Annotated in this window: 14 protein-coding genes; 7 read left to right on the top strand and 7 right to left on the bottom strand. The window is 50.3% G+C overall.

Going from position 1 to position 20870, the window contains the following annotated elements:
- Positions 1–31 precede the first annotated feature (31 nt).
- Complete coding sequence (locus ACIDE9_RS03935; protein WP_019882736.1) at positions 32–697, top strand: Crp/Fnr family transcriptional regulator; 666 nt, start codon at positions 32–34, stop codon at positions 695–697.
- Positions 698–823: 126 nt separating this feature from the next.
- Entirely contained in the window at positions 824–1417 is a 594-nt protein-coding gene (locus ACIDE9_RS03930) for a glycine zipper 2TM domain-containing protein (RefSeq protein ID WP_411992877.1), read from the top strand.
- Between the two features lie 47 nt (positions 1418–1464).
- On the opposite strand, the gene ACIDE9_RS03925 is transcribed toward ACIDE9_RS03930, so the two are convergent.
- The 3 genes from ACIDE9_RS03925 to ACIDE9_RS03915 form a co-directional block, all read right to left on the bottom strand.
- Positions 1465–2010: a Smr/MutS family protein gene (locus ACIDE9_RS03925; RefSeq protein WP_194754162.1), complete on the bottom strand. Its 546-nt coding sequence runs from the start codon at positions 2008–2010 to the stop codon at positions 1465–1467.
- 61 nt (positions 2011–2071) lie between these two features.
- Complete coding sequence (trxB, locus tag ACIDE9_RS03920; protein WP_411992875.1) at positions 2072–3022, bottom strand: thioredoxin-disulfide reductase; 951 nt, start codon at positions 3020–3022, stop codon at positions 2072–2074.
- 98 nt (positions 3023–3120) lie between these two features.
- The gene (locus ACIDE9_RS03915; protein ID WP_018986535.1) at positions 3121–3582 is read right to left on the bottom strand and encodes a Dps family protein; all 462 of its coding nucleotides are present in this window, start codon (positions 3580–3582) and stop codon (positions 3121–3123) included.
- A 110-nt stretch (positions 3583–3692) separates the two neighbouring features.
- Between ACIDE9_RS03915 and ACIDE9_RS03910 the strand changes: the two genes are divergently transcribed.
- Genes ACIDE9_RS03910 through serS form a run of 4 tightly spaced genes read left to right on the top strand, consistent with a single transcriptional unit; the run spans position 3693 to position 9244 of the window.
- The gene (locus tag ACIDE9_RS03910) at positions 3693–6005 is read left to right on the top strand and encodes a DNA translocase FtsK (RefSeq protein ID WP_411992872.1); all 2313 of its coding nucleotides are present in this window, start codon (positions 3693–3695) and stop codon (positions 6003–6005) included.
- Entirely contained in the window at positions 5998–6621 is a 624-nt protein-coding gene (gene lolA, locus ACIDE9_RS03905) for an outer membrane lipoprotein chaperone LolA (protein WP_194754165.1), read from the top strand. The genes ACIDE9_RS03910 and lolA overlap by 8 nt, the downstream gene beginning before the upstream one ends.
- A gap of 23 nt (positions 6622–6644) precedes the next feature.
- Complete coding sequence (locus tag ACIDE9_RS03900; protein ID WP_411992869.1) at positions 6645–7970, top strand: replication-associated recombination protein A; 1326 nt, start codon at positions 6645–6647, stop codon at positions 7968–7970.
- Positions 7970–9244 (top strand): serine--tRNA ligase, encoded by a 1275-nt coding sequence (serS, locus tag ACIDE9_RS03895; protein WP_411992868.1) that lies wholly within the window; start codon positions 7970–7972, stop codon positions 9242–9244. Before ACIDE9_RS03900 ends, serS begins: the two co-directional genes overlap by 1 nt.
- A 20-nt stretch (positions 9245–9264) precedes the next feature.
- On the opposite strand, the gene mltF is transcribed toward serS, so the two are convergent.
- Together mltF and rpiA are read right to left on the bottom strand one after the other, a co-directional pair.
- Positions 9265–10734: a membrane-bound lytic murein transglycosylase MltF gene (gene mltF / locus ACIDE9_RS03890; RefSeq protein ID WP_411992866.1), complete on the bottom strand. Its 1470-nt coding sequence runs from the start codon at positions 10732–10734 to the stop codon at positions 9265–9267.
- Positions 10735–10750: 16 nt separating this feature from the next.
- A complete protein-coding gene (gene rpiA / locus ACIDE9_RS03885) occupies positions 10751–11425 on the bottom strand; it encodes a ribose-5-phosphate isomerase RpiA (RefSeq protein WP_411992863.1) in 675 nt (224 codons plus the stop codon).
- A gap of 151 nt (positions 11426–11576) precedes the next feature.
- Here rpiA and mfd point away from each other — a divergent pair, with 151 nt between their 5' ends.
- Positions 11577–14969 (top strand): transcription-repair coupling factor, encoded by a 3393-nt coding sequence (mfd, locus tag ACIDE9_RS03880; RefSeq protein ID WP_411992861.1) that lies wholly within the window; start codon positions 11577–11579, stop codon positions 14967–14969.
- A 41-nt stretch (positions 14970–15010) separates the two neighbouring features.
- On the opposite strand, the gene ACIDE9_RS03875 is transcribed toward mfd, so the two are convergent.
- Both ACIDE9_RS03875 and ACIDE9_RS03870 read right to left on the bottom strand, forming a co-directional pair.
- Complete coding sequence (locus ACIDE9_RS03875; protein WP_411992859.1) at positions 15011–19990, bottom strand: M10 family metallopeptidase C-terminal domain-containing protein; 4980 nt, start codon at positions 19988–19990, stop codon at positions 15011–15013.
- A 97-nt stretch (positions 19991–20087) separates the two neighbouring features.
- Positions 20088–20870, bottom strand: a 783-nt coding sequence (locus tag ACIDE9_RS03870) for a calcium-binding protein (RefSeq protein WP_411992858.1), incomplete at its 5' end; no start/stop codon positions are given.

Here is a 20870-nt window from a genome sequence, read left to right as displayed (position 1 = left end):
AATCACAATAAAAACACTGGGGATTATCGGGATGATGCAATCACTTTCATGGATCAGCTTGTTTCCAGAACTGGAAGCGCTGGAAGATACGGCTAAAAAACTGCTCACGCAATATGCACGCATTGTGGAGGCGCCTATTGGCACCATCGGTTATCGCGAAGGCGACCACTGTGGCGGCTATGTGTTGCGGCTCAAAGGCCGTTCACGCGTGTATAAAATGTCTGCCAGCGGCCGCGAAATCGTGTTGTACCGCGTCGGCGCCGGTGAAACCTGTGTCATCACCACAACCTGTTTGCTAGGCAATAGCCAGTATCCGGCCTCGACCATTGTCGAAGAGGAAATCCAGGATGTGATTGTGCCGGACACGACTTTTCATAAGTTGATGATTGACTCGCCAGTATTCAGGCAATATGTGATGCAGAATTATGGTGCCTTGATCAGCGACCTGATCGTGTTGCTGGATGAGGTTGCTTTTCAAACGCTGGATGCGCGTTTAGCCAAATGGTTGCTCGATATGGGTAATAACACCATTCAACGCACGCACCAGCAAATTGCCGATGAGTTGGGTACCGCGCGTGAGGTCATTAGCCGCCAGTTGAAACGCCTGGAGCAAAAAGGCTGGTTGACCATGGGGCGCGGCGTCATCGAAATCCAGCAGCGCGGCGAATTGCTCAAACTGGCTAATAGCGGCCAGTAAGCTTCGTATCCGGCTGGATACAAAATTCTCCAGGCTTCGATACATCCCCGCGTCATCTCTCATGATTGAATGCACGTTAATGAGATAACTGCAGTGAGCAGTGTGCTTCAAGAGAGGAAAACGAGCATGCGTAAATTAATCTTATCCAGCATGGTGATGATGGCAGCGAGCCAGAGTGCATTTGCCGATGCAGAGTATATTGACCGGGCGCGGGTGTTGTCAGTTGCGCCGCAGGTACAGCAAATCAACCAGCCACGCCAGGAATGCCACACCGAATATGTGCGTGAAAGTGTGTATGAATCTAGTCGCTCTAATACGGGTGCGATTGTCGGTGGTGTGGCCGGTGGGTTATTGGGCAGCGCCATCGGTCGCGGTAACGGCCGTATCGCCGCCGCTGCGGTAGGTGCCGGTGTCGGTGCGATTGTGGGTGACCGTGTCGGTAACCAGAATACCTATGGTAACGAACGCATTGTCACGCGCCCGATTGAGCAATGTGTGATGGTAGACCAGTGGCAAACGGTGACCACAGGCTATATGGTGAATTACGAATATCAGGGCCGTCAATATTCAACCATGATGGACCGCGACCCAGGCCCGGTGTTGGATGTGGCCGTGTCAGTCAGACCGAATGTGGTGCAGATTCAACCTATGCCAGCGCCAGGCTATCGTCCGGCGGCGATGCGAGGTCGTGGGCCGCACCAGCATCGTCAATATTGGTAATGAGGTGTGATGAATAAGCGCGATGCCAGTGAATGGCATTGCGCTTATTAGGCTTTAAGCAGCACGATCACTGCGCCGCTGCCGCCATCCGTGGCGCGTGCCTGCGCATAGGCAATCACTTCATCTTTTTGCATCAGCCAGTTACGTAATTTGTGTTTGAGTACCGGCTCCTTATTGCGCGAACCCAGGCCTTTGCCATGCACGATGCGCACGCAGCGCAAGCCGCGTTTTTTACAGTCGGCAATAAACTCTGAAACATACAAACGGGCTTCGTCGCTGATCAGGCCGTGCAGGTCTATATGCGCTTGTACCACCCAATGGCCACGGCGCAGCTTGCTCAGCACCATGGGGGATTGGCCTTCACGCAAATACAGTAATTCTTCGCCGCTTTCGAGTTCGTGGGCTGGAATGTAATGATCGCTGAGTGAGTCGACCAGCGCCTGCTGTTCGTCCCTGATCAATTGACGTGGGATAGGCTTGGGTTTTTTCGGCGCGTGAGAAATGCGGTTGGTTTTCACCGGGCGCGCGCCTTTCACTGCTTCGTGGAACAGTGAAATATCATCCTCATCGTTGTCCGGTAACTCTTGTGACATATGCCAATTTTAAAATAAAAAAGCGCACCGGGGTGCGCTTCTTCATGCCCCGCCTGTGGATTTACTCCAGGCTGGTCAAATAACGCTCGGCATCTAATGCCGCCATACAACCGGTGCCAGCGCTGGTCACGGCCTGGCGGTAGATATGGTCTTGCACGTCACCGGCAGCAAATACACCAGGAATATTGGTGGCGGTAAAATTACCCTGACGGCCGGTTTGCGTCACAATATAACCGCCTTCCATTTCTAGCTGGCCTTCAAAAATCTGCGTATTTGGCTGATGGCCAATCGCAATAAACACACCTTTAAGCGCAATGTCTTTGGTCGTGCCAGCGTTGACATCTTTCAGGCGCATGCCGGTCACACCGGTGTTGTCGCCCAATACTTCATCCAAAGTATGGAAGGTTTCCAGGACGATCTTGCCTTCCTTGACGCGGTCCATCAGTTTGTCGACCAGGATGGCTTCGGCCTTGAATTTATCGCGGCGATGAACCAGCGTGACCTTGCTGGCAATATTGGCCAGATACAGCGCTTCTTCCACAGCCGTATTGCCGCCGCCGATGACGGCGACTTCCTGGTTGCGGTAAAAGAAGCCATCGCACGTGGCACATGCAGATACGCCTTTACCAGCAAAAGCTTCTTCGCTTGGCAAGCCTAAATATTTGGCAGACGCACCGGTGGCGATAATTAGCGCGTCACAGGTATATTCACCGTTATCACCCACTAAACGAATTGGTTTTTCTTTGAGATGCGTGGTGTGGATGTGGTCAAAAATCATCTCGGTATTAAAACGCTCGGCATGTTGTTGAAAGCGCGCCATCAGTTCAGGGCCCATCACGCCATTGGCATCGGCTGGCCAGTTATCGACCTCGGTGGTGGTCATCAGCTGGCCACCCTGGGCCAGGCCGGTAATGAGCACCGGGTTGAGGTTAGCACGGGCCGCGTAGACCGCTGCGGTATAACCAGCAGGGCCTGAGCCAAGAATCATTAAACGGGCATGTTTTGTTGCCATGATGAGATTTCCAGTAAGGTGAATTATTTTTATGTAGATGTAGATGGGGATGGGCACTCTGTTTTAAATGCCCGCCCTGAAGATAAAATCTTAAAGCGTTATTCAAGCAGGCTACGCAGCATCCAGGCAGTTTTCTCGTGCAGTTGCAAACGTTGGGTCAGCAAGTCAGAAGTGGCTTCGTCAGAGGCTTTTTCTGCCGCCGGGAACACGCTGCGTGCCGTACGGCAGACCGCTTCATGGCCTGCCACCAGTTCGCGGATCATGTCATTTGCCTTGGGCACATCCACAGTCTCATCAATCGAGGTCAGTTTGGAGAACTGGGCGTAAGTGCCAGGGGCATACACACCGAGTGAGCGGATACGCTCCGCCACCAGGTCTACGGCCAGTGCCAGCTCGGTGTACTGGGTTTCAAACATCAGGTGCAAGGTGTTGAACATTGGCCCGGTGACGTTCCAGTGAAAGTAGTGCGTTTTCAGATACAGGGTGTAAGTATCTGCCAGCAATTTTGATAAACCGTCAGCAATCTGGTGACGGTCTTCGTTATTGATACCAATGTCCATGGATGTCTCCTTATTGTCGTGGAATGTATTTTAAAAGCTAGAATGGCTGTGTGCAATTTGATTTTGTTATAATCATTTAAGTTCACTCTTGCAGAGAAAGAGACAACATATTGTTTTTTAATAAGAAAAAAGTTGCTAACGTCCGTCTTGAAAAAGTTTCGACGGAGAAACAGCTGCGTGATGCCAAGTTGCTGCGTGAGGTGTCGTGGATTGCGCTGGCAGCACTCGGCGTGTTTCTGGCTGTGATTTTAGCGACTTATTCGCATGAAGATCCAGGTTGGACACATGCGATTGGCGAGCATGACATCATCCACAATGCGGGTGGGACTGTGGGCGCCTGGGTGTCAGATATTTTCCTCTCCCTGTTTGGTTTCTCCTCATGGTGGTTTGTGGTGCTGGCTTTTTACATGGTCTGGCTCATGTACCAGCGTCTGCATCTGGACCCGGTTGAAAAGCATGACTGGTGGTTGAATGGTGTCGGTTTTGCTTTGATGCTACTGGCGTCAGCAGCGCTTGAGTCTGGGCACCTGGTCAGTTTTCCGGCGGATTTTCCGCTCAAGCAAGGTGGCGTGATTGGCAGCGGTATTGATCATCTGTTGCGCAATATGTTTGGCTTTGCTGGTTCTACCATGCTGTTGCTGGTGTTGTTTGCCATCTCGTTCAGTTTGTTTACCAGCTGGTCACTGATTGCCATGAGCGAGCAATTGGGCGAGTGGGTGATCCAGTTTTATCAGTGGAGCCAGCTCAAATACCAGGACTGGCAAGACCGTAAAGTCGGTAAGCAGGTACTGCAGGCGCGCGAAGAGTTTGTTGAGGCCGAGCGCAAGCGGGTTGAAGACCGCAAGCCGGTTGAAATTACCGTGCCGGAAGTGGTGATTGAACCCAGCGAACGTGTGGTCAAAGAGAAGCAGGCAGTGTTATTTGCCGCCATCGAGCAAGAAGGCCTGCCGCCGTTGCATTTACTGGATGTGCCTAACCAGTCGGTTGAGTTGCAATCTGCTGAAACCCTGGATTTCACCTCACGCCTGATCGAGCGCAAACTGATGGACTTTGGTATTGAAGTCAAAGTCGTTACCGCGCAACCCGGGCCGGTGATTACGCGTTATGAGCTGGACCCTGCGCCTGGTGTCAAAGGTAGCCAGATCACCAACCTGGCCAAAGATCTGGCGCGCGCCTTGTCTGTAATCAGTGTGCGTGTGGTCGAAACCATTCCAGGCAAGAGTTTTATGGGCCTGGAAATCCCCAACCCCAAACGCCAGATTGTCTCTCTGTCTGAAATCATGGGTAGCCAGGCCTATGCAGATTTGAATTCTCCGTTGGCCATTGCCATGGGTAAAGATATTGCCGGTAAGCCCATTGTAGCTGACTTGGCGAAAATGCCACACGTTCTGGTTGCTGGTACCACCGGTTCCGGTAAATCGGTGGCGATTAACGCGCTGATTTTGAGCTTGCTGTATAAGTCAGAAGCGAGCCGTGTGCGCATGATTCTGATTGACCCGAAAATGCTGGAACTGTCTGTGTACGAAGGCATCCCGCATCTGCTGGCACCTGTGGTGACCGATATGCGCCAGGCGGCTAACGCCTTGAACTGGTGCGTGGCCGAGATGGAACGTCGCTACAAACTCATGTCCACACTGGGTGTGCGTAATCTGGCAGGCTATAACCAGAAAATCCAGGAAGCGAAAAAGCAGGGCGTGTCGATTCCGCACCCTTTCAGCTTAACGCCGGATGAGCCGGAGCCTTTGGAAGAAATGCCATTGATCGTGGTGATGATTGATGAATTGGCTGACTTGATGATGGTGGTGGGCAAAAAGGTAGAAGAGCTCATTGCACGCCTGGCGCAGAAGGCGCGTGCGTCTGGTATCCACCTGGTGCTTGCCACGCAACGTCCTTCGGTGGATGTGATTACCGGCCTGATTAAAGCCAACGTGCCAACGCGTGTCGCGTTCCAGGTATCCAGCAAAATTGACTCACGCACGATTCTGGACCAGATGGGCGCAGAAACCTTGCTGGGGCAGGGTGATATGTTGTATCTGCCACCGGGTAGCGGTTACCCGCAGCGTATCCACGGTGCGTTCGTCAGCGATGGTGAAGTTCATAATGTAGTTAACTTCCTCAAGGCGCAGGGCGAACCAAACTACATCGAAGGTATTCTCACCAATGAGACCGAGGGCGGCGATCTTGACGCCTTGCCTGGTAGCAGTGATGCTGGTGGTGAAAAAGACCCTCTGTATGACGAAGCCGTGGCGATTGTGTTAAAAACACGCCGTGCGTCGATTTCATCGGTGCAACGTCAACTGCGCATCGGTTATAACCGTGCAGCCAGATTAATCGAGGATATGGAACGTGCCGGACTGGTCTCTGCCATGCAAAGCAATGGCAACCGTGAGGTATTAGTGAAGGCCGGAGGAGACCATGAGTAAAGTATTCACCAGAACATTGTTGGCATTGTGCAGTTGGAGTGTCATGACCGCTGCCTTGGCCGATGGTGTGGACGATTTGAAGCAGTTTTATCAAAGCACACAGGCTATGCGTGCCAATTTCAAGCAAACCGTGTTTGACCAAAAAGGGCGCAAGCTGCAAGAGGTCAACGGCACCATGTTGTTACAGCGGCCTAATAAATTCCGTTGGGACTATCAGAAACCGTATGAGCAGCAGATCATCAGCGATGGCCGCCAGGTATTTCTGTTTGATATCGACTTGCAACAAGTGACCGTACGCACGGTGGATAAAGTGTTGGGCACCAGTCCTGCCGCATTGCTGGCGGGTGGGCCAAATGTCGAAGAAAGTTTTCGCCTGACCCGGTTGCTGGATTTTGAAGGCATGCAGCGCGTACAAGCCAAGCCCAAGCAAAAAGACAGCGGCTTCCAGGTGGTGATTATTTCGTTTGACCATAGCAAACTGGCCGAAATGCGCCTGGTAGATGCGTTTGGTCAAAGCACGCATATTGTTTTTTCGAATGTTGAAGTGAACCCCAGCCTCAACACCAATCAGTTCTTGTTCTCGATTCCCAAAGGGGTGGATGTCGTTGGCGAATAATCGCTGGCGCATCAACAGCAACCATGTCCTCCCTGTTTGAACCACAAACCCCTTCCTCCGTGCCGCTGGCCGAGCAATTACGGCCAAAAACGCTGGATGAAGTGGTTGGCCAAACCCATTTGCTGGGTGAAAGCAAACCACTGCGCCGCGCCTTCGAGTCCGGCAAACTGCCCTCCATGATTTTATGGGGGCCGCCGGGCGTGGGTAAAACCACCTTGGCACGCCTGATTGCACAAACCGCCGATGCTGAGTTTGTGCCTTTGTCCGCCGTGTTGTCTGGGATTAAAGATATCCGTGAAGCCGTTGAGCGCGCGGAAATGACCTTGCAGCAAACCGGCCGCAATACCATTTTGTTTGTCGATGAAGTGCACCGCTTTAACAAAGGCCAGCAGGATGCTTTTTTACCGTTTGTTGAAAGCGGGCTGATTACCTTTATTGGAGCCACGACTGAAAACCCTTCTTTTGAAGTAAATAGCGCCTTGCTGAGTCGCGCCCAGGTATTTGTGCTCAATGCACTGACTGAGGAGGAATTGGCTGAACTGCTTGAGCGCGCACGGCTTAAAGTGGCCCCCGACGTGCAATTGACCGAATCTGTCACCGAACAGGTGCTGGCCTATGCTGATGGCGATGCCAGACGTTTGCTCAACTTTGCCGAAGGCTTGTTTAACGGTGCCGTCGCTGCCAAGGTGAGTGAGATTGATGAATCGTTTTTACAGTCGACCATGGCCAGCAAAATGCGCCGTTTCGACAAAGGTGGCGAAGCTTTTTACGACCAGATTTCTGCCTTGCACAAATCCGTGCGTGGATCGAACCCAGATGCAGCGTTATATTGGCTCATGCGCATGCTGGATGGCGGCGCAGACCCGTTGTATCTTGCGCGCAGAATTATCCGCATGGCCTGGGAAGATATTGGTTTGGCTGATCCGCGTGCTATGCAGATTGCCAACGATGCAGCACTGACATTTGAACGCCTTGGCAGCCCGGAAGGCGAGTTGGCCATCGCGCAAGCGGTGATTTACCTGGCCGTGGCGGCCAAAAGTAATGCTGGCTATATGGCCTACAATCAAGCCAAAGCGTTTGTTGCGCAAGACAAGTCGCGCGCGGTGCCGCTACATCTCAGGAACGCGCCAACCAAACTGATGAAAGCGCTCGATTACGGTAAAGAGTACCGTTATGCGCATAATGAGCCTGGCGCCTATGCCGCGGGCGAACAATATTTTCCAGATGATTTAGAACCACAACCTTTTTACCAACCCACGCCACGCGGATTGGAAGGTAAAATAGGCGAAAAATTAAATCACCTCAAAGACCTTGATCAGAAGTACTTATATAGCAAAGCGAAAAAATAATGTTAGATATTCAACAGCTTAGAAACGATTTGGACAATGTCGTTGCCCGTCTGGCAGCACGTAAGTTTGTGTTCCCTGCCGAAGAGTTCAAGGCACTGGAAGCACAGCGTAAAATCATCCAGACCAACACCGAAAACTTGCAAGCCAAGCGTAACGCGGCATCCAAACAAATCGGCATTGCTAAGTCTAAAGGCGAAGACGCCAGTGCCATTCTGGCTGAAGTGGCGGGCTTGGGCGATGAGTTGAAAGCAGCAGAAGCGCAGTTGAATGATATTCAAGCCAGCATGCAGGCGCTGATGCTCAATGTGCCTAACTTGCCACACGAAAGCGTGCCGGTTGGCCAGGATGAAAGCCAGAACGTGGAAGCACGCCGCTGGGGCACACCACGTAGCTTTGACTTTGAAGTCAAAGACCACGCTGACGTCGGTGCGCCACTGGGCCTGGATTTTGATACCGGTGCCAAATTGTCAGGTGCGCGCTTTACGCTGATGAAAGGGCAGATTGCCAAACTGCACCGTGCCATTGCCCAGTTTATGCTGGATACGCAAACCGACAAGCATGGCTACACCGAGTGCTACACGCCTTATATGGTTAACCGCGAAACTTTGGTCGGCACTGGTCAATTGCCCAAGTTTGAAGAAGACCTGTTTGCGACGCCGCATAATGACAGCAAGCTGTACCTGATCCCCACTTCTGAAGTGACACTGACCAATACCGTGCGCGACGAGATTGTAGCGGCGGATAGTTTGCCGATTAAATTAACCGCACATACGCCTTGCTTCCGCTCAGAGGCGGGTTCTTATGGCCGTGATACCAAAGGCATGATTCGTCAGCACCAGTTTGATAAAGTAGAAATGGTGCAGATTGTGCATCCTGACACCAGCTATCAGGCGCTGGAAGAAATGGTCGGTCATGCAGAAGCCATCTTGCAGGCACTGGAATTACCTTATCGTGTCGTCTCACTGTGTACCGGAGATATGGGCTTTGGTGCGGCCAAAACCTATGACCTCGAAGTCTGGTTGCCAGCACAGAATACCTACCGTGAGATTTCCTCTGTGTCTAATTGTGAAGCATTCCAAGCGCGTCGGTTACAGGCCCGTTTCCGTAATGCCAATGGTAAGCCGGAGTTATTGCATACCTTAAATGGTTCTGGTTTAGCCGTGGGCCGTACGCTGGTGGCCGTGCTGGAGAATAACCAGAATGCTGATGGCAGCGTGACGATTCCTAAAGCCTTACAGCCTTATATGGGCGGTAAAACAGCTCTGACTGTCTAATCCACTCGTCACAGTTGTTATTAAGATGCCTTGGCTAACAGCCAAGGCATTTTTATGTCTGCAATCTTGTATGGGTCTACGCCCGGATCGTAAATCGGGAAGTATTTCTGCATGATCTGGTAGTAACTTCTGACCAGCTCGGTGTAAATCACAGGTGCACCACAGCTACAGTAACCATGTCTGGCGTTGGCGTAATAGGCCGGGTCATTCAGCAGTTGATAGCCACGCTTTACGTCTGCCCAGCTATCAGGGTTCAAGCCCAGTTTCTGCGCGATAATCCGGGCATCTTCGAGGTGGCCAACGCCATTGTTGTAGGCGGCCAGTGTCATAAAGGTGCGGTCTGGTTCGGGGATACGGGCGGGAATGCGGTCTTTCATCCACAGTAGGAATTTGGCGCCTGCCATCACGCTTTGTTTGGGGTCGAGCCGGTCAGTGACATTCATCATGTTGGAGGTTTGTTCGGTGAGCATCATCAGGCCACGTACATTGGTTGGTGAGGTGCTGTAATTGTCCCAGTGTGATTCCTGATAACTTAATGCTGCCAGCAAGCGCCAGTCGATGTCGGTGATTTCCTGAGCACCTTTAAATAAGCGTACATACTTGGGCAGCAGGGTCTGTGATTTGCTTAAAAAGGTGGTGACATCCACAGGTTTTAAACGTTTGGTATGGCCGTGGTAGCGGTCCAGCAGGTTACGCAATGTGCCATCTTTTTCGATTTTCTTGAAAAAGGCCTGTACTTGTTTGAGTCGTTCTTCTCCATGTAACTTGTTGAGCGCCCAGCCAATTTTATCGGCCTGTCCCAGCATCATGCCTGCATCCAGTTGCGGGTAATTGTATTGCATGATGGCGATGAGGTGATTGTCTGCTACCGTAAAGTCGATCTCGTTGCGAGCTACGGCTTCGATCAGTTGCTCCGAGCTCAGTTTGTCGGTTTCTTTCCAGGTCAGGGCGGGGGCTTTTGATTGCAATTCACGCATGCGCTCAACGAAACTGGTGCTTTTTGGCAGCACAATGCGTTTTTCAAATAAGGCATCGGCGTTATTGGGCTCACTATTCTTGTCACGGTTATACACCACCATGGCCTGCACCTGGTTAAATGCCGGGCCAAACAGTGCCTGGCGTTTGCGTGCAGGTGTGATGCTGATATCAGCGGCGGCAATGTCAGCATCGCCCCTCAGTAGGGTTGGGAACACTTTGGCAAAACTGTCGACAACAATGAATTCGAGTTTGTAGGGAGGGCCTAGAAACTCGACAAAGCGTTTGGCCAGGTCATACTCCAGGCCGGCATAATTATTCTGGCTGTCGATAAAATAAGTGCTAGGACTGTTGATGGTGACAAAACGGATGGTATACGGATCTGGCTTGGGCTTGGGCGGCGCCAGGTGTTTTTGGCTACTGTTGTCACTACAGGCGAGCAGGGCTGCGCATAGCGCGACCAGCATGGTTTTTAACCATGCTGACCACACAGACTTGCCTGAACAGAACTGCATAAGACCTGAGTAGCGTTTACACGCGTGTCTCAATCTGCCCTTGATCTGCAATCAGGATGGTACTTGCCAGTTTGGCAAAAATGCCATGTTCAACGACGCCTGGGATATTGTTAATCAAGGCATTCAAGCGGTCAGCATCCAGGCTGGCGTCAAAGCGCATATCCAGCACCAGGCTGCCGTAACTGGTGATAGATAAACCATCTTTGGCCACATTCTGGCGCAACTCGCCGACACCGCCAATGGCTTCCAGACTGCGCTTGGCGGCTTGCCAGGCAAAAGGCATCACTTCAATCGGGATTGCAAAATTTTCACCAATACGGCTGACCAGCTTGCTTTTATCCGCAACGACAATGAATTGTTTGGCCGCTTTGGCCAGCAGTTTTTCCATCACCAGGTCGTAGCCGCGACCTTTGAGCAAGGCATTGTCTGGCGTGATTTCGTCTGCACCATCCACATACAGGTCGATCTGGCTCAGTTGGGATAAACTCAGCACGGTGAGTCCGGCAGACTGTGCCTTGATCATGCTGATATTGGAACTGGCAACGGTGGTGATGCGTAATTTTTCAGTGCGCTGGCGTTCGGCCAGTGCGTCAATAAAATAATTGGCTGTGGACCCGGTGCCCAACCCTACGATCATGTCGTTTTTAACGTAGCTGGCGGCTTCCAGCGCGACGGCTTGTTTGTCGTTCATATATTGTTCTCCGTGCTGGTATCTCTGGTTCGCTCGGGCGTCTTGCGTGTCATTCAGTCACTGTCTGTGGACGCTTGCAGTTATAATAGCAAACTCGGCAGATTCGCCAAGAAATACTCGTCTAACCTGAGCAATAAGATTCTAACTTTTTATGGCAGTTTCACTCCCCGTTATCGGGCATCCGCAGCGTTTTTCTTTTCAAAGTCAGGGCCTGGATAGCCGGGCATTGGCCGAACTGGCATGTGGTTTAAAAGCAACAAATACACCGCTGGTGGTGCTGACGGCGAGTGCGTTTGAAGCGCAACGCCTGATGGACGAGATTCCATTCTTTGGCAAAGATATTCAGGTGCATTTACTGCCAGACTGGGAAACCTTACCTTACGATGTGTTTTCGCCCCACCCGGACTTGACCTCCGAACGCCTGGCGACGCTCTATCAACTGAGTCAGAATCAAAGCAATATCGTGATTGTGCCGATGGCGACGGCGCTGCTCAGGCTGCCACCGGTCGCTTATTTGGCGGCGCATACTTTTATGCTCAAAAAAGGGCAGAAGCTGGACGTCGACGCCTTACGCAATCAGTGTGCTCAGGCAGGTTACCATCATGTGAGCCAGGTGATGGGGCCAGGCGAATTTAGCGTACGCGGCGGCCTGGTTGATTTGTATCCTATGGGCAGTGCGTTTCCTTATCGCATCGACCTGTTCGATGACGAAATCGAGACCATACGCACGTTTGATATTGATACCCAGCGCAGCGTCTATCCCGTGCCAGAAATCCGCATGTTGCCTGCGCGCGAGTTCCCGATGGATGAGGCGGCGATTACACGTTTCCGCAGCCAGTTCAGGGAGTATTTTGAGGGCGATCCTCAACGTGCAAAAATCTATAAGGACGTCAGCAAAGGCACACCTAGCGGCGGTGTAGAGTGGTATTTGCCGTTGTTCTTTGAACAAACGGCTACCTTGTTCGATTACCTGCCTGCACAAACTGTGTTGTGCCTGCATGGTCACCTCGATAAAGCCGCGCAAACCTTTTGGGCCGATGCCAATAGCCGCTACAAGCTCATGGCATACGACCCCGAAAAACCTATCATGCGGCCAGAAAGTCTGCTGCAAAAAGCCGACGAGTTTTTCAGGCAAACGCATGACTTTGCGTTGGTTAATCATCAGTTTGATCTCCAGAAATTACTGCCAGCTGTCGACGTAGACCGCCGCGCAGAACAGCCTTTACATAAACTGCAGGCTTTTATTGGCCAGTTTGACGGGCGTGTACTGATTGCTGCCGAGAGCCTGGGCAGGCGCGAAACCATTGCGCAGCTATTTACTGAGCATGGTTTAACTTTCTCCCTCACTGAGGACTGGGCTGGCTTTGCGCAGTCCACCTTTCAGGTCATGCTGGGCGTTGCACCACTGCATCAAGGCCTGGTGGATGGCGAACTGGCGGTGATTACCGAGGCTGAGCTATATGCCAGTACTGTGCGACAACAACGCCGCCGTAATCAGGAAAAAGCGCGTAATGCCGAAGGCATGCTTAAAGACTTGTCTGAGCTACGGCTGGATGACCCAGTGGTGCATGAGCAGCACGGGGTAGGGCGCTACAAAGGCCTGGTCAATATCGACTTTGGCGAAGGCGAAACCGAGTTATTGCTGATTGAGTATTTTGGCGATGACAAGCTGTATGTGCCAGTGTCGCAGCTATTCCTGATTTCACGTTATTCTGGCGGCCCGCCAGAGAGCGCGCCATTGCATCGCTTGGGTAGTGGCCAGTGGGATAAAGCCAAGAAAAAAGCCCTCAAGCAGATTCGCGATACGGCGGCAGAGTTACTGAACTTGTATGCCCAGCGTGCTTCGCGTCGTGGTCATGCATTTACGCTCAGTTTGCATGATTACGAAGCGTTCTGTGAGGGCTTCCCGTTTGAAGAAACCCCAGACCAGCTGGAAGCCATTGAAAACGTCATCAAAGACATGCAGTCTGGCCGCCCAATGGATAGGCTGGTGTGTGGCGATGTTGGTTTTGGTAAAACTGAGGTCGCATTGCGTGCTGCTTTTGTGGCCGTCATGGGCGGCCGCCAGGTGGCCGTGCTGGTGCCAACCACCTTGCTGGCAGAGCAACATTACCAGAACTTCTGCGACCGTTTTGCCGAATGGCCAATCAAGATCGCTGAAATCTCACGTTTCCGCACTGCTAAAGAGCAGGCTGAAGCCCTCAAGGGCTTGGCTGATGGCAGCATTGATATCGTTATTGGTACACACAGGTTGATCCAGAAAGACGTGCAGTTCAAGAACCTGGGCCTGGCGATTTTAGATGAAGAGCACCGTTTTGGCGTACGCCAGAAAGAACAGATGAAAGCGCTACGTGCCGAGGTTGATGTGCTGACGCTGACTGCCACACCTATTCCGCGCACCCTGAGTATGGCGATGGAGGGCTTGCGCGAATTTTCGGTAATTTCAACACCACCGCAAAAACGTCTGGCGATTAAAACTTTCCACACGCCATACTCCGACGGCATTATCCGCGAGGCTGTCATGCGTGAATTCAAGCGTGGTGGCCAGGTGTATTTCCTGCATAACGAGGTGGATACTATCTACGTGATGAAGGAAAAGCTGGAGAAAATTGTCCCCGAAGCCCGCATCGCCATCGGTCACGGCCAGTTGCGTGAGCGCGAACTGGAACATGTCATGCGCGATTTTTACCAGCAGCGCGCCAATCTGCTGTTATGTACCACCATTGTTGAAACCGGGATTGACGTACCCACCGCCAACACCATGATTATCAACAAAGCCGATATGTTTGGCCTGGCGCAATTGCACCAGCTACGTGGCCGCGTCGGCCGTAGTCACCATCAGGCATATACCTATTTACTGACCGACCCGGACCGCAATATTACGCCACAAGCGCAAAAGCGCCTGGATGCGATCCAGTTGCTGGAAGACCTAGGGGCTGGCTTCCACCTGGCCATGCATGACCTTGAAATTCGCGGCGCAGGTGAGCTGTTGGGTGATAGCCAAAGCGGTGAGATGCAAGAGATTGGCTTTAACCTGTATTCCGACATGCTCAATCATGCCGTGAAACAGCTCAAAGCTGGTAAAGAGCCCGACCTCGATGCGCCATTAGGCGTGACGACAGAAATCAACCTGCATACGCCAGCCCTGTTGCCAAATAACTACTGCCCGGATGTACACGAGCGCCTGGTCATTTATAAACGCTTGGCTAACTGCGAAGACGACGACGCACTTGACGCCATGCAGGAAGAGCTCATAGACCGTTTTGGCCTGCTGCCAGAGCCTGGTGAAGCATTGATCGCCTGCCACCGCCTGCGTATCGCCGCCAAGCCATTGGGGATTATCAAGATTGATGCTTCAGATGCGGCTATTCAATTACAGTTTAATGTCAAAGCTGACCTGGATCCGATGAAGCTGATCAGCTTGCTGCAACGTGACAAACGCTGCCGCATGAATGGGCCGGACAAGCTGCGGATGACGGTGCAGATTGGTAATCTGGCACACAAAATGACGATGGTGAAAGAGTTGTTGAGCCAGTTTAGTTAATAAGTTATTCGTCAATTAAAGAATGGTTTGAATCATATTGATTAACTGATGAGCAAAGACTGATGGTCAATCAGATAGCCAATTAAGTTACTTTGCGTGCTCTGCCCGGTTAACGCGTATAAATCAGTGTTCATGAGAACGATATGTGCATTTTGATTCGATACGTTATTTAATTGGCCATTGTAGCTAATGGTAATTTCAGTGTTACCGTCTTGTGTCAGTATCTCAAGATAATCTTGAAGGTTGCTTTGAGTTTCACTTAGTAGAAAGTCTCTTAAATCTAAAGCATCACCCTGCATAATCGAAAAATCAGTGATTGTGTCAGTGCTGTTTGGGTACCACGAATCTGAAAAGGTCCACTTGAATACATCTGCACCTAATCCACCCGAGAGTGTGTCATTGCCTCCACCGCCGATCATTGTATCGTTACCGACTCCGCCAGAAAGGACGTTATTTGCGGTATTTCCCGTGATGAGATTGTTTAAGTCGTTGCCGATACCATTGATGGCAGTTGTGCCTGAGAGGGTTAGGTTTTCAAGGTTGCTGCCCAATGTATAACTAATGCTGGCATTGACGAGATCAGTACCCTGATCGGAGTCCTCGTGAATGATATCTCCGGTACTATTGACATAGTAAGTATCGTCGCCATTGCCACCCGTAAGGATGTCATTCCCTGCAGATGATAAAAATGTATCGTTGCCATTACCGCCAATTAGTTGGTCATTTTTGTCACTGCCGCCATAGATATTACCTGAATTGCTACTGATAACTACATTCTGCGCACCGTAGGCTATTTGTGCATATTCAACATTGGGGTATAGGTCCATATTAATGCTGACATACGCGAAGATGTGGTCTACCCCAGAATCATTCGACGATTCATAAATCACGTCCGCACTATTGCGAATAATGTAGGTGTCGCTCCCTTGTCCTCCCACTAGAGTATTGGCGCCTTCACCACCATCAAGGTAGTCTTCGCCGTTGCCGCCATAGAGAGTATCGTTTCCAGCGCCACCGCTTATTGAATTGCCGTCGTTGTTACCCCATATATAATTATCTAGTGCATTACCATACAAATTTATTCCGGCAGAGCTTGGACCATCTACCCGGATCACCGACTGCGCATCCAGATTCTCGATGTTGTCGAGTAATGTTAGAGAGTAACCACCTGGAGCATTGCCTCGTAGCACCAATGTATCATTTCCTGCATTCTTGGCCTCAATGATGGTGTCTTCCAACATTAAATAACTGCCTAGGAAAACGTTTCCTGAGTAACGAGCCTTTACTTGTAAGTCAACGATGTAAGTATCATTGCCAGCACCACCGATGAGTTTGTCTACGCCAGCGCCACCGTCAAGGATGTTATTGCCAGCATTGCCAGTAATGGTGTTTGCCAGCGCATTACCAGTGCCTTCGAGGGGTCTCGTTCCGCCGTTAGCAGAGCCATCAGTGAGTGTGAGGTTCTCAACGTTGTCAGAGAGTGTGAAGTTGGAGCTAGCTTTGACAAGGTCGATGCCCGCATTCGAACCTTCTTCTACAATATCATCCGCATCGTCGACGATATAAGTATCGTTGCCTTTGCCTCCGATGAGAATGTCAATGCCACCTTTGCCGTCAAGGATGTTGTTTCCTGCATTGCCTGTGATGATGTTTGCTTCATCGTTACCAGTGCCATTGATGGCAGCAGTGCCGGTCAATGTGAGGTTCTCTACATTGTCCGCTAGTGTGTAGCTGACACTGGCATTGACTAGGTCTGTACCATCCTCCTCCTCTTCGGAGACGATATCCAAGAAATTGTCGACATAGTATGTATCGTCGCCACCGCCGCCAACCATAGTATCAGCACCTACACCGCCGTTAAGTGTATCGTTACCAAGGCCGCCTGTTAATGTATTCGCTGCGGCATTCCCGGTCAGGACGTTATTTGCATCGTTGCCAGTAAGGTTTAGTTTGCTGCTAGCAGTCAGACTGGCATCTAGATTTTCTACGTTGGCTAGGTCCGCGCTAAGCGTAAGGGTTGTAGCCGTTGTGAGCTTAATGTTGCCTCTTAATTGAATCGTATCGCTGCCAGCACCAGATGCATCTTCAAGAATAATGTCTTGTAAGGCCGCTGTAGTGACTCCGGCATTGATATTAGTAACAAGGTCTACAATATATGTGTCACTGCTATTTCCGCCTACCAAGGTGTCTACACCTGCACCACCATCAAAGATATGGGAATAGTCGTTGCCAATGATGTAGTTGGCTGAGTTGTTGCCAATAAGGTGGGAGAATGCACCATAGGTGTTAGTCGCATCTAAATTTTCTACATTGAGGGGCATGAGGTATTTGTTCAGGAGGCCATTATTGCCTGCTGCAGAGAGAATAATGCTATCTATACCAGCATTCAGGCTCTCTATAACGGTATCTTGCGTCACAGGTTTGGCGCTATTCGCAAATAAATAAGTCACTTCATAGATGTCATTGCCAGCCCCACCAATCAGTGTGTCTGAGCCATCCGCGCCACCGCCTAACCGATTATTGCCTGCATTGCCTCTAATAGTATTGTTTAATTCGTTACCATAGCCATCAATGTTTTCTGTACCCGTTAACGTGAGATTCTCAATGTTGTAGTTCAGTGAAAAACTGACCGATGACAAGACGATATCAATGCCGCCAGCGGTACCTGCAATCGTTTCAATGGCTTGGTCGTTAATATTATCAACGATGTAGGTATCGTTGCCCGCGCCACCTTGCATGTCATCCCGGTTGCCACCACCATCTAAAATGTTGTTGCCGGCGTTACCGATCAACAAGTTGCTGCCATCATTACCTGTTGCATTCAAATTGGCTTTGCCAAGCAGGGTGAGATATTCAACATTGTCATAACTAGCAAGTGAAAGGCTAATGGATGAGAGAATGGTATCGATGCCTTCATCTGCCAGAACATGATCTGTATTTTCCAACTCGACAATCACATCCCTAATATTATCTACGTAATAAGTATCCCAGCCTTTATCACCGATCATGGTATCTGCGCCTGCGCCACCATTAAGGATATCGTTACCTAAACCACCTTCGAGTATATTGGCTGCGTTATTCCCAATCAGCGTATTGTCTTCGTCGTTGCCTTTGAGGGTTAGCTTAGTAGTGCCTGTGGCAGAGGCATCAAGGGTTTCAATATTGGTCCAAAGGTTAAGTGATATATCAATAGCTGTGGCAAGATTAGCGGTGCCACGTAGTTTGACGGTATCGATTCCTTCGGTAGTACCGTTGTGTTCAGTGACAGTATCTTCAAAGTTGATGTTACCAGCTGAAACTTTGAGGTCTAATACATAGGTGTCATTACCTTCGCCACCCTGCAGGGTATCTATGCCTGCGCCGCCATCAAGGATGTTATCAGCATCATTGCCAGTGAGAGTATTTGCGAGTGCGTTACCTGTGAGGTTGAGTTTGGTTGAGCCTGTATCTGAAGCATCAAGATTCTCGAGGTTAGCGCCTAGGGTGAGGGTAGTAGCATTAGCCATGGTGCTGTAGTCAGTGCCACTGAGTAATCGCAGTCGGACGGTATCACTGCCTGCATTAGCGGCTTCAGTGATGGTATCTTGCAGAGCGACCTTGAAGTTAGCAGCGGTAGTGCCAGTGCGTACGAGGTCGACGATGTAGATATCATCACCGGTACCGCCGATGAGTTTGTCTACGCCATCGCCACCATCGAGGATGTTATTGCCAGCATTGCCAGTGATGGTATTTGCCAGCGCATTGCCAGTGCCATTGATATGATCATTGCCGGTAAGCGTCAGGTTTTCGACAAAGTCAGTGAGTTCATAATCGACACTTGCTTTAACGAGGTCAATGCCTTCATTTGCAGCTTCAATGACTTCATCATCTTCATCATCGACGATATAAGTATCGTTACCTTTGCCACCGATGAGCGTGTCCGCACCAGCGCCGCCATCAAGTGTGTCATCACCTGCCGCACCTTCGAGACGGTTGTCAGCACTATTGCCAGTAATTCTGTCGCTTCCACTGCCGCCAATTGCGTTTTCGATCACAACGTTAAATGCAATGGCAATATTGTCTTTTTGAACAGTATTATTGTTGACGCCAACCTTAAATGCTTTGCCGAGTTGGCTAAATGAGCCTGCTTCAAGGTTAATTACACCACCAATCGACGATGCATATTTGATGGTGTCATTTCCACCGCCATCCCAAATGGTCTGATAGTAGCGTTGCGAAGATGAAAATTCATATACGGTGTCATCAGCGTTATAGCTGTTATTGGCGCCGTATAAATGTTGAATGGCTAAAATGTCATAAAGCATGGGCGTCGTTGGGTAGTATTCATTAAACCCGTCAAAATTAGATCCAGGCAGGTCTGAATAACTCATGACGGTATATTGAATATATTCAATATTCGTCGGTAAGCCGAGGTCACCATCCTCTTCAGAAAACGAATGGTCTAGTCCTAACGCATGTCCGATCTCATGTAACCCAACAAAGTAGCCCATCGCACCTGCTGAGAAGTTATTACCCGTCTGATCCGGTTGATTCTTGTTAAACCAGATATCGCCGCTTCTGGTGTACGGGATAATGTCAGAGTAGTCATACCAGGTTGGATCAACGCTGTAAGAGTAAGCATAAACATCTTGTGACATGGCGCCATCCAGAGTGAATCCGAAACGGATATCGCCCACTGCATCAGGTGTCTCGTCGACCTTAATAAAGTCCAGGTTGGCCACACTTGCCCAGGCATTTAATGCCAGTGTGATGCCATTTTGTTGACTGCTACTGAGTGGCGTGAGAGAAACATAGTCTGGCGTACCGTCGGACATTGGATCAAAAATGCCATAGCCATTGATCGGGTCTTGAGACCAATACGCATCATTCCTTGAGGTCGGAAAACTATAGTAAACCGTTGCGGCACTGCCTAAAGGCCCGCCCCATTTGTTGCCTTGCAATAAAACGTTCAGATAAGACGAGCTAAAATCAACATCGAATATTGAGATTTGGCTGGTGGTATAAGGGGTAGGTGCGGTCATTTCAGCTCAACAGTTGGTTTATAGCTAAAATACGAGAGAGTGCCTGTTTTTCAGATACTCCCTCGTATTGCAAAGGCTCAGTTGGGTTGATTCATCGCTAGTCGATCAGCAAGTAATTGTTTTGCGTCAGATAGCCAATCAGCTGCGCGTCATTAGTTGTGTTCGTAGTAGTGAAAAGGTTAGTATTGGATAAGACGATACGTGCATCTTCTTTGGTGTCGTCATAGATACCACCAGTAAAGTTGCCGTCTGAACTAATACGGATCTGTGTCGCGCCGTTTTCAAAGACGATATCGATATAACTTTCGAGATTTGAATCGTCTATGAGCAAGTCTCTGAAATCCAGTTGGTCACCTTGAGTGATTGAGAAGTCAGTGATCGTATCTGTACTGTTGGAGATATTTCCAGCAGAGCCTAAGTCATCAGCACCCCACTTGAAAACATCAGAGCCTAGCCCCCCTTTCAGCGTATCACTGCCTTTGCCTCCGATGAGGATGTCATTGCCTGCGCCGCCATCGAGGATGTTGTTAGCATCATTGCCGATCAGGGTGTTGTTGAGAGCATTACCTGTGAGGTTGAGCTTTGTTGAACCTGTGAGTGAGGCATCGAGGTTCTCAAGATTGGCACCGATGGTGAGAGTAGTAAAGGTGGTTGGTTCAGTAAAGGAGCCACGCAATATGACCGTGTCAGTACCTGAGCCTGCGACAGCAGTTTCAGTGATAGTGTCTTGCAGTGCCACTTTGTAGTTAGCAGGAGCCGTACCTGTACGTACGAGGTCGACGATGTAAGTATCATCGCCATTGCCACCGATGAGTTTGTCTACGCCATCGGCGCCATCGAGGATGTTATTGCCAGCATTGCCTGTGATGGTGTTTGCCAG

This window comes from Methylophilus sp. 'Pure River', from assembly GCF_046765995.1.
Lineage (GTDB): Bacteria > Pseudomonadota > Gammaproteobacteria > Burkholderiales > Methylophilaceae > Methylophilus.
This window is presented reverse-complemented; position numbering and strand designations above follow the sequence as displayed.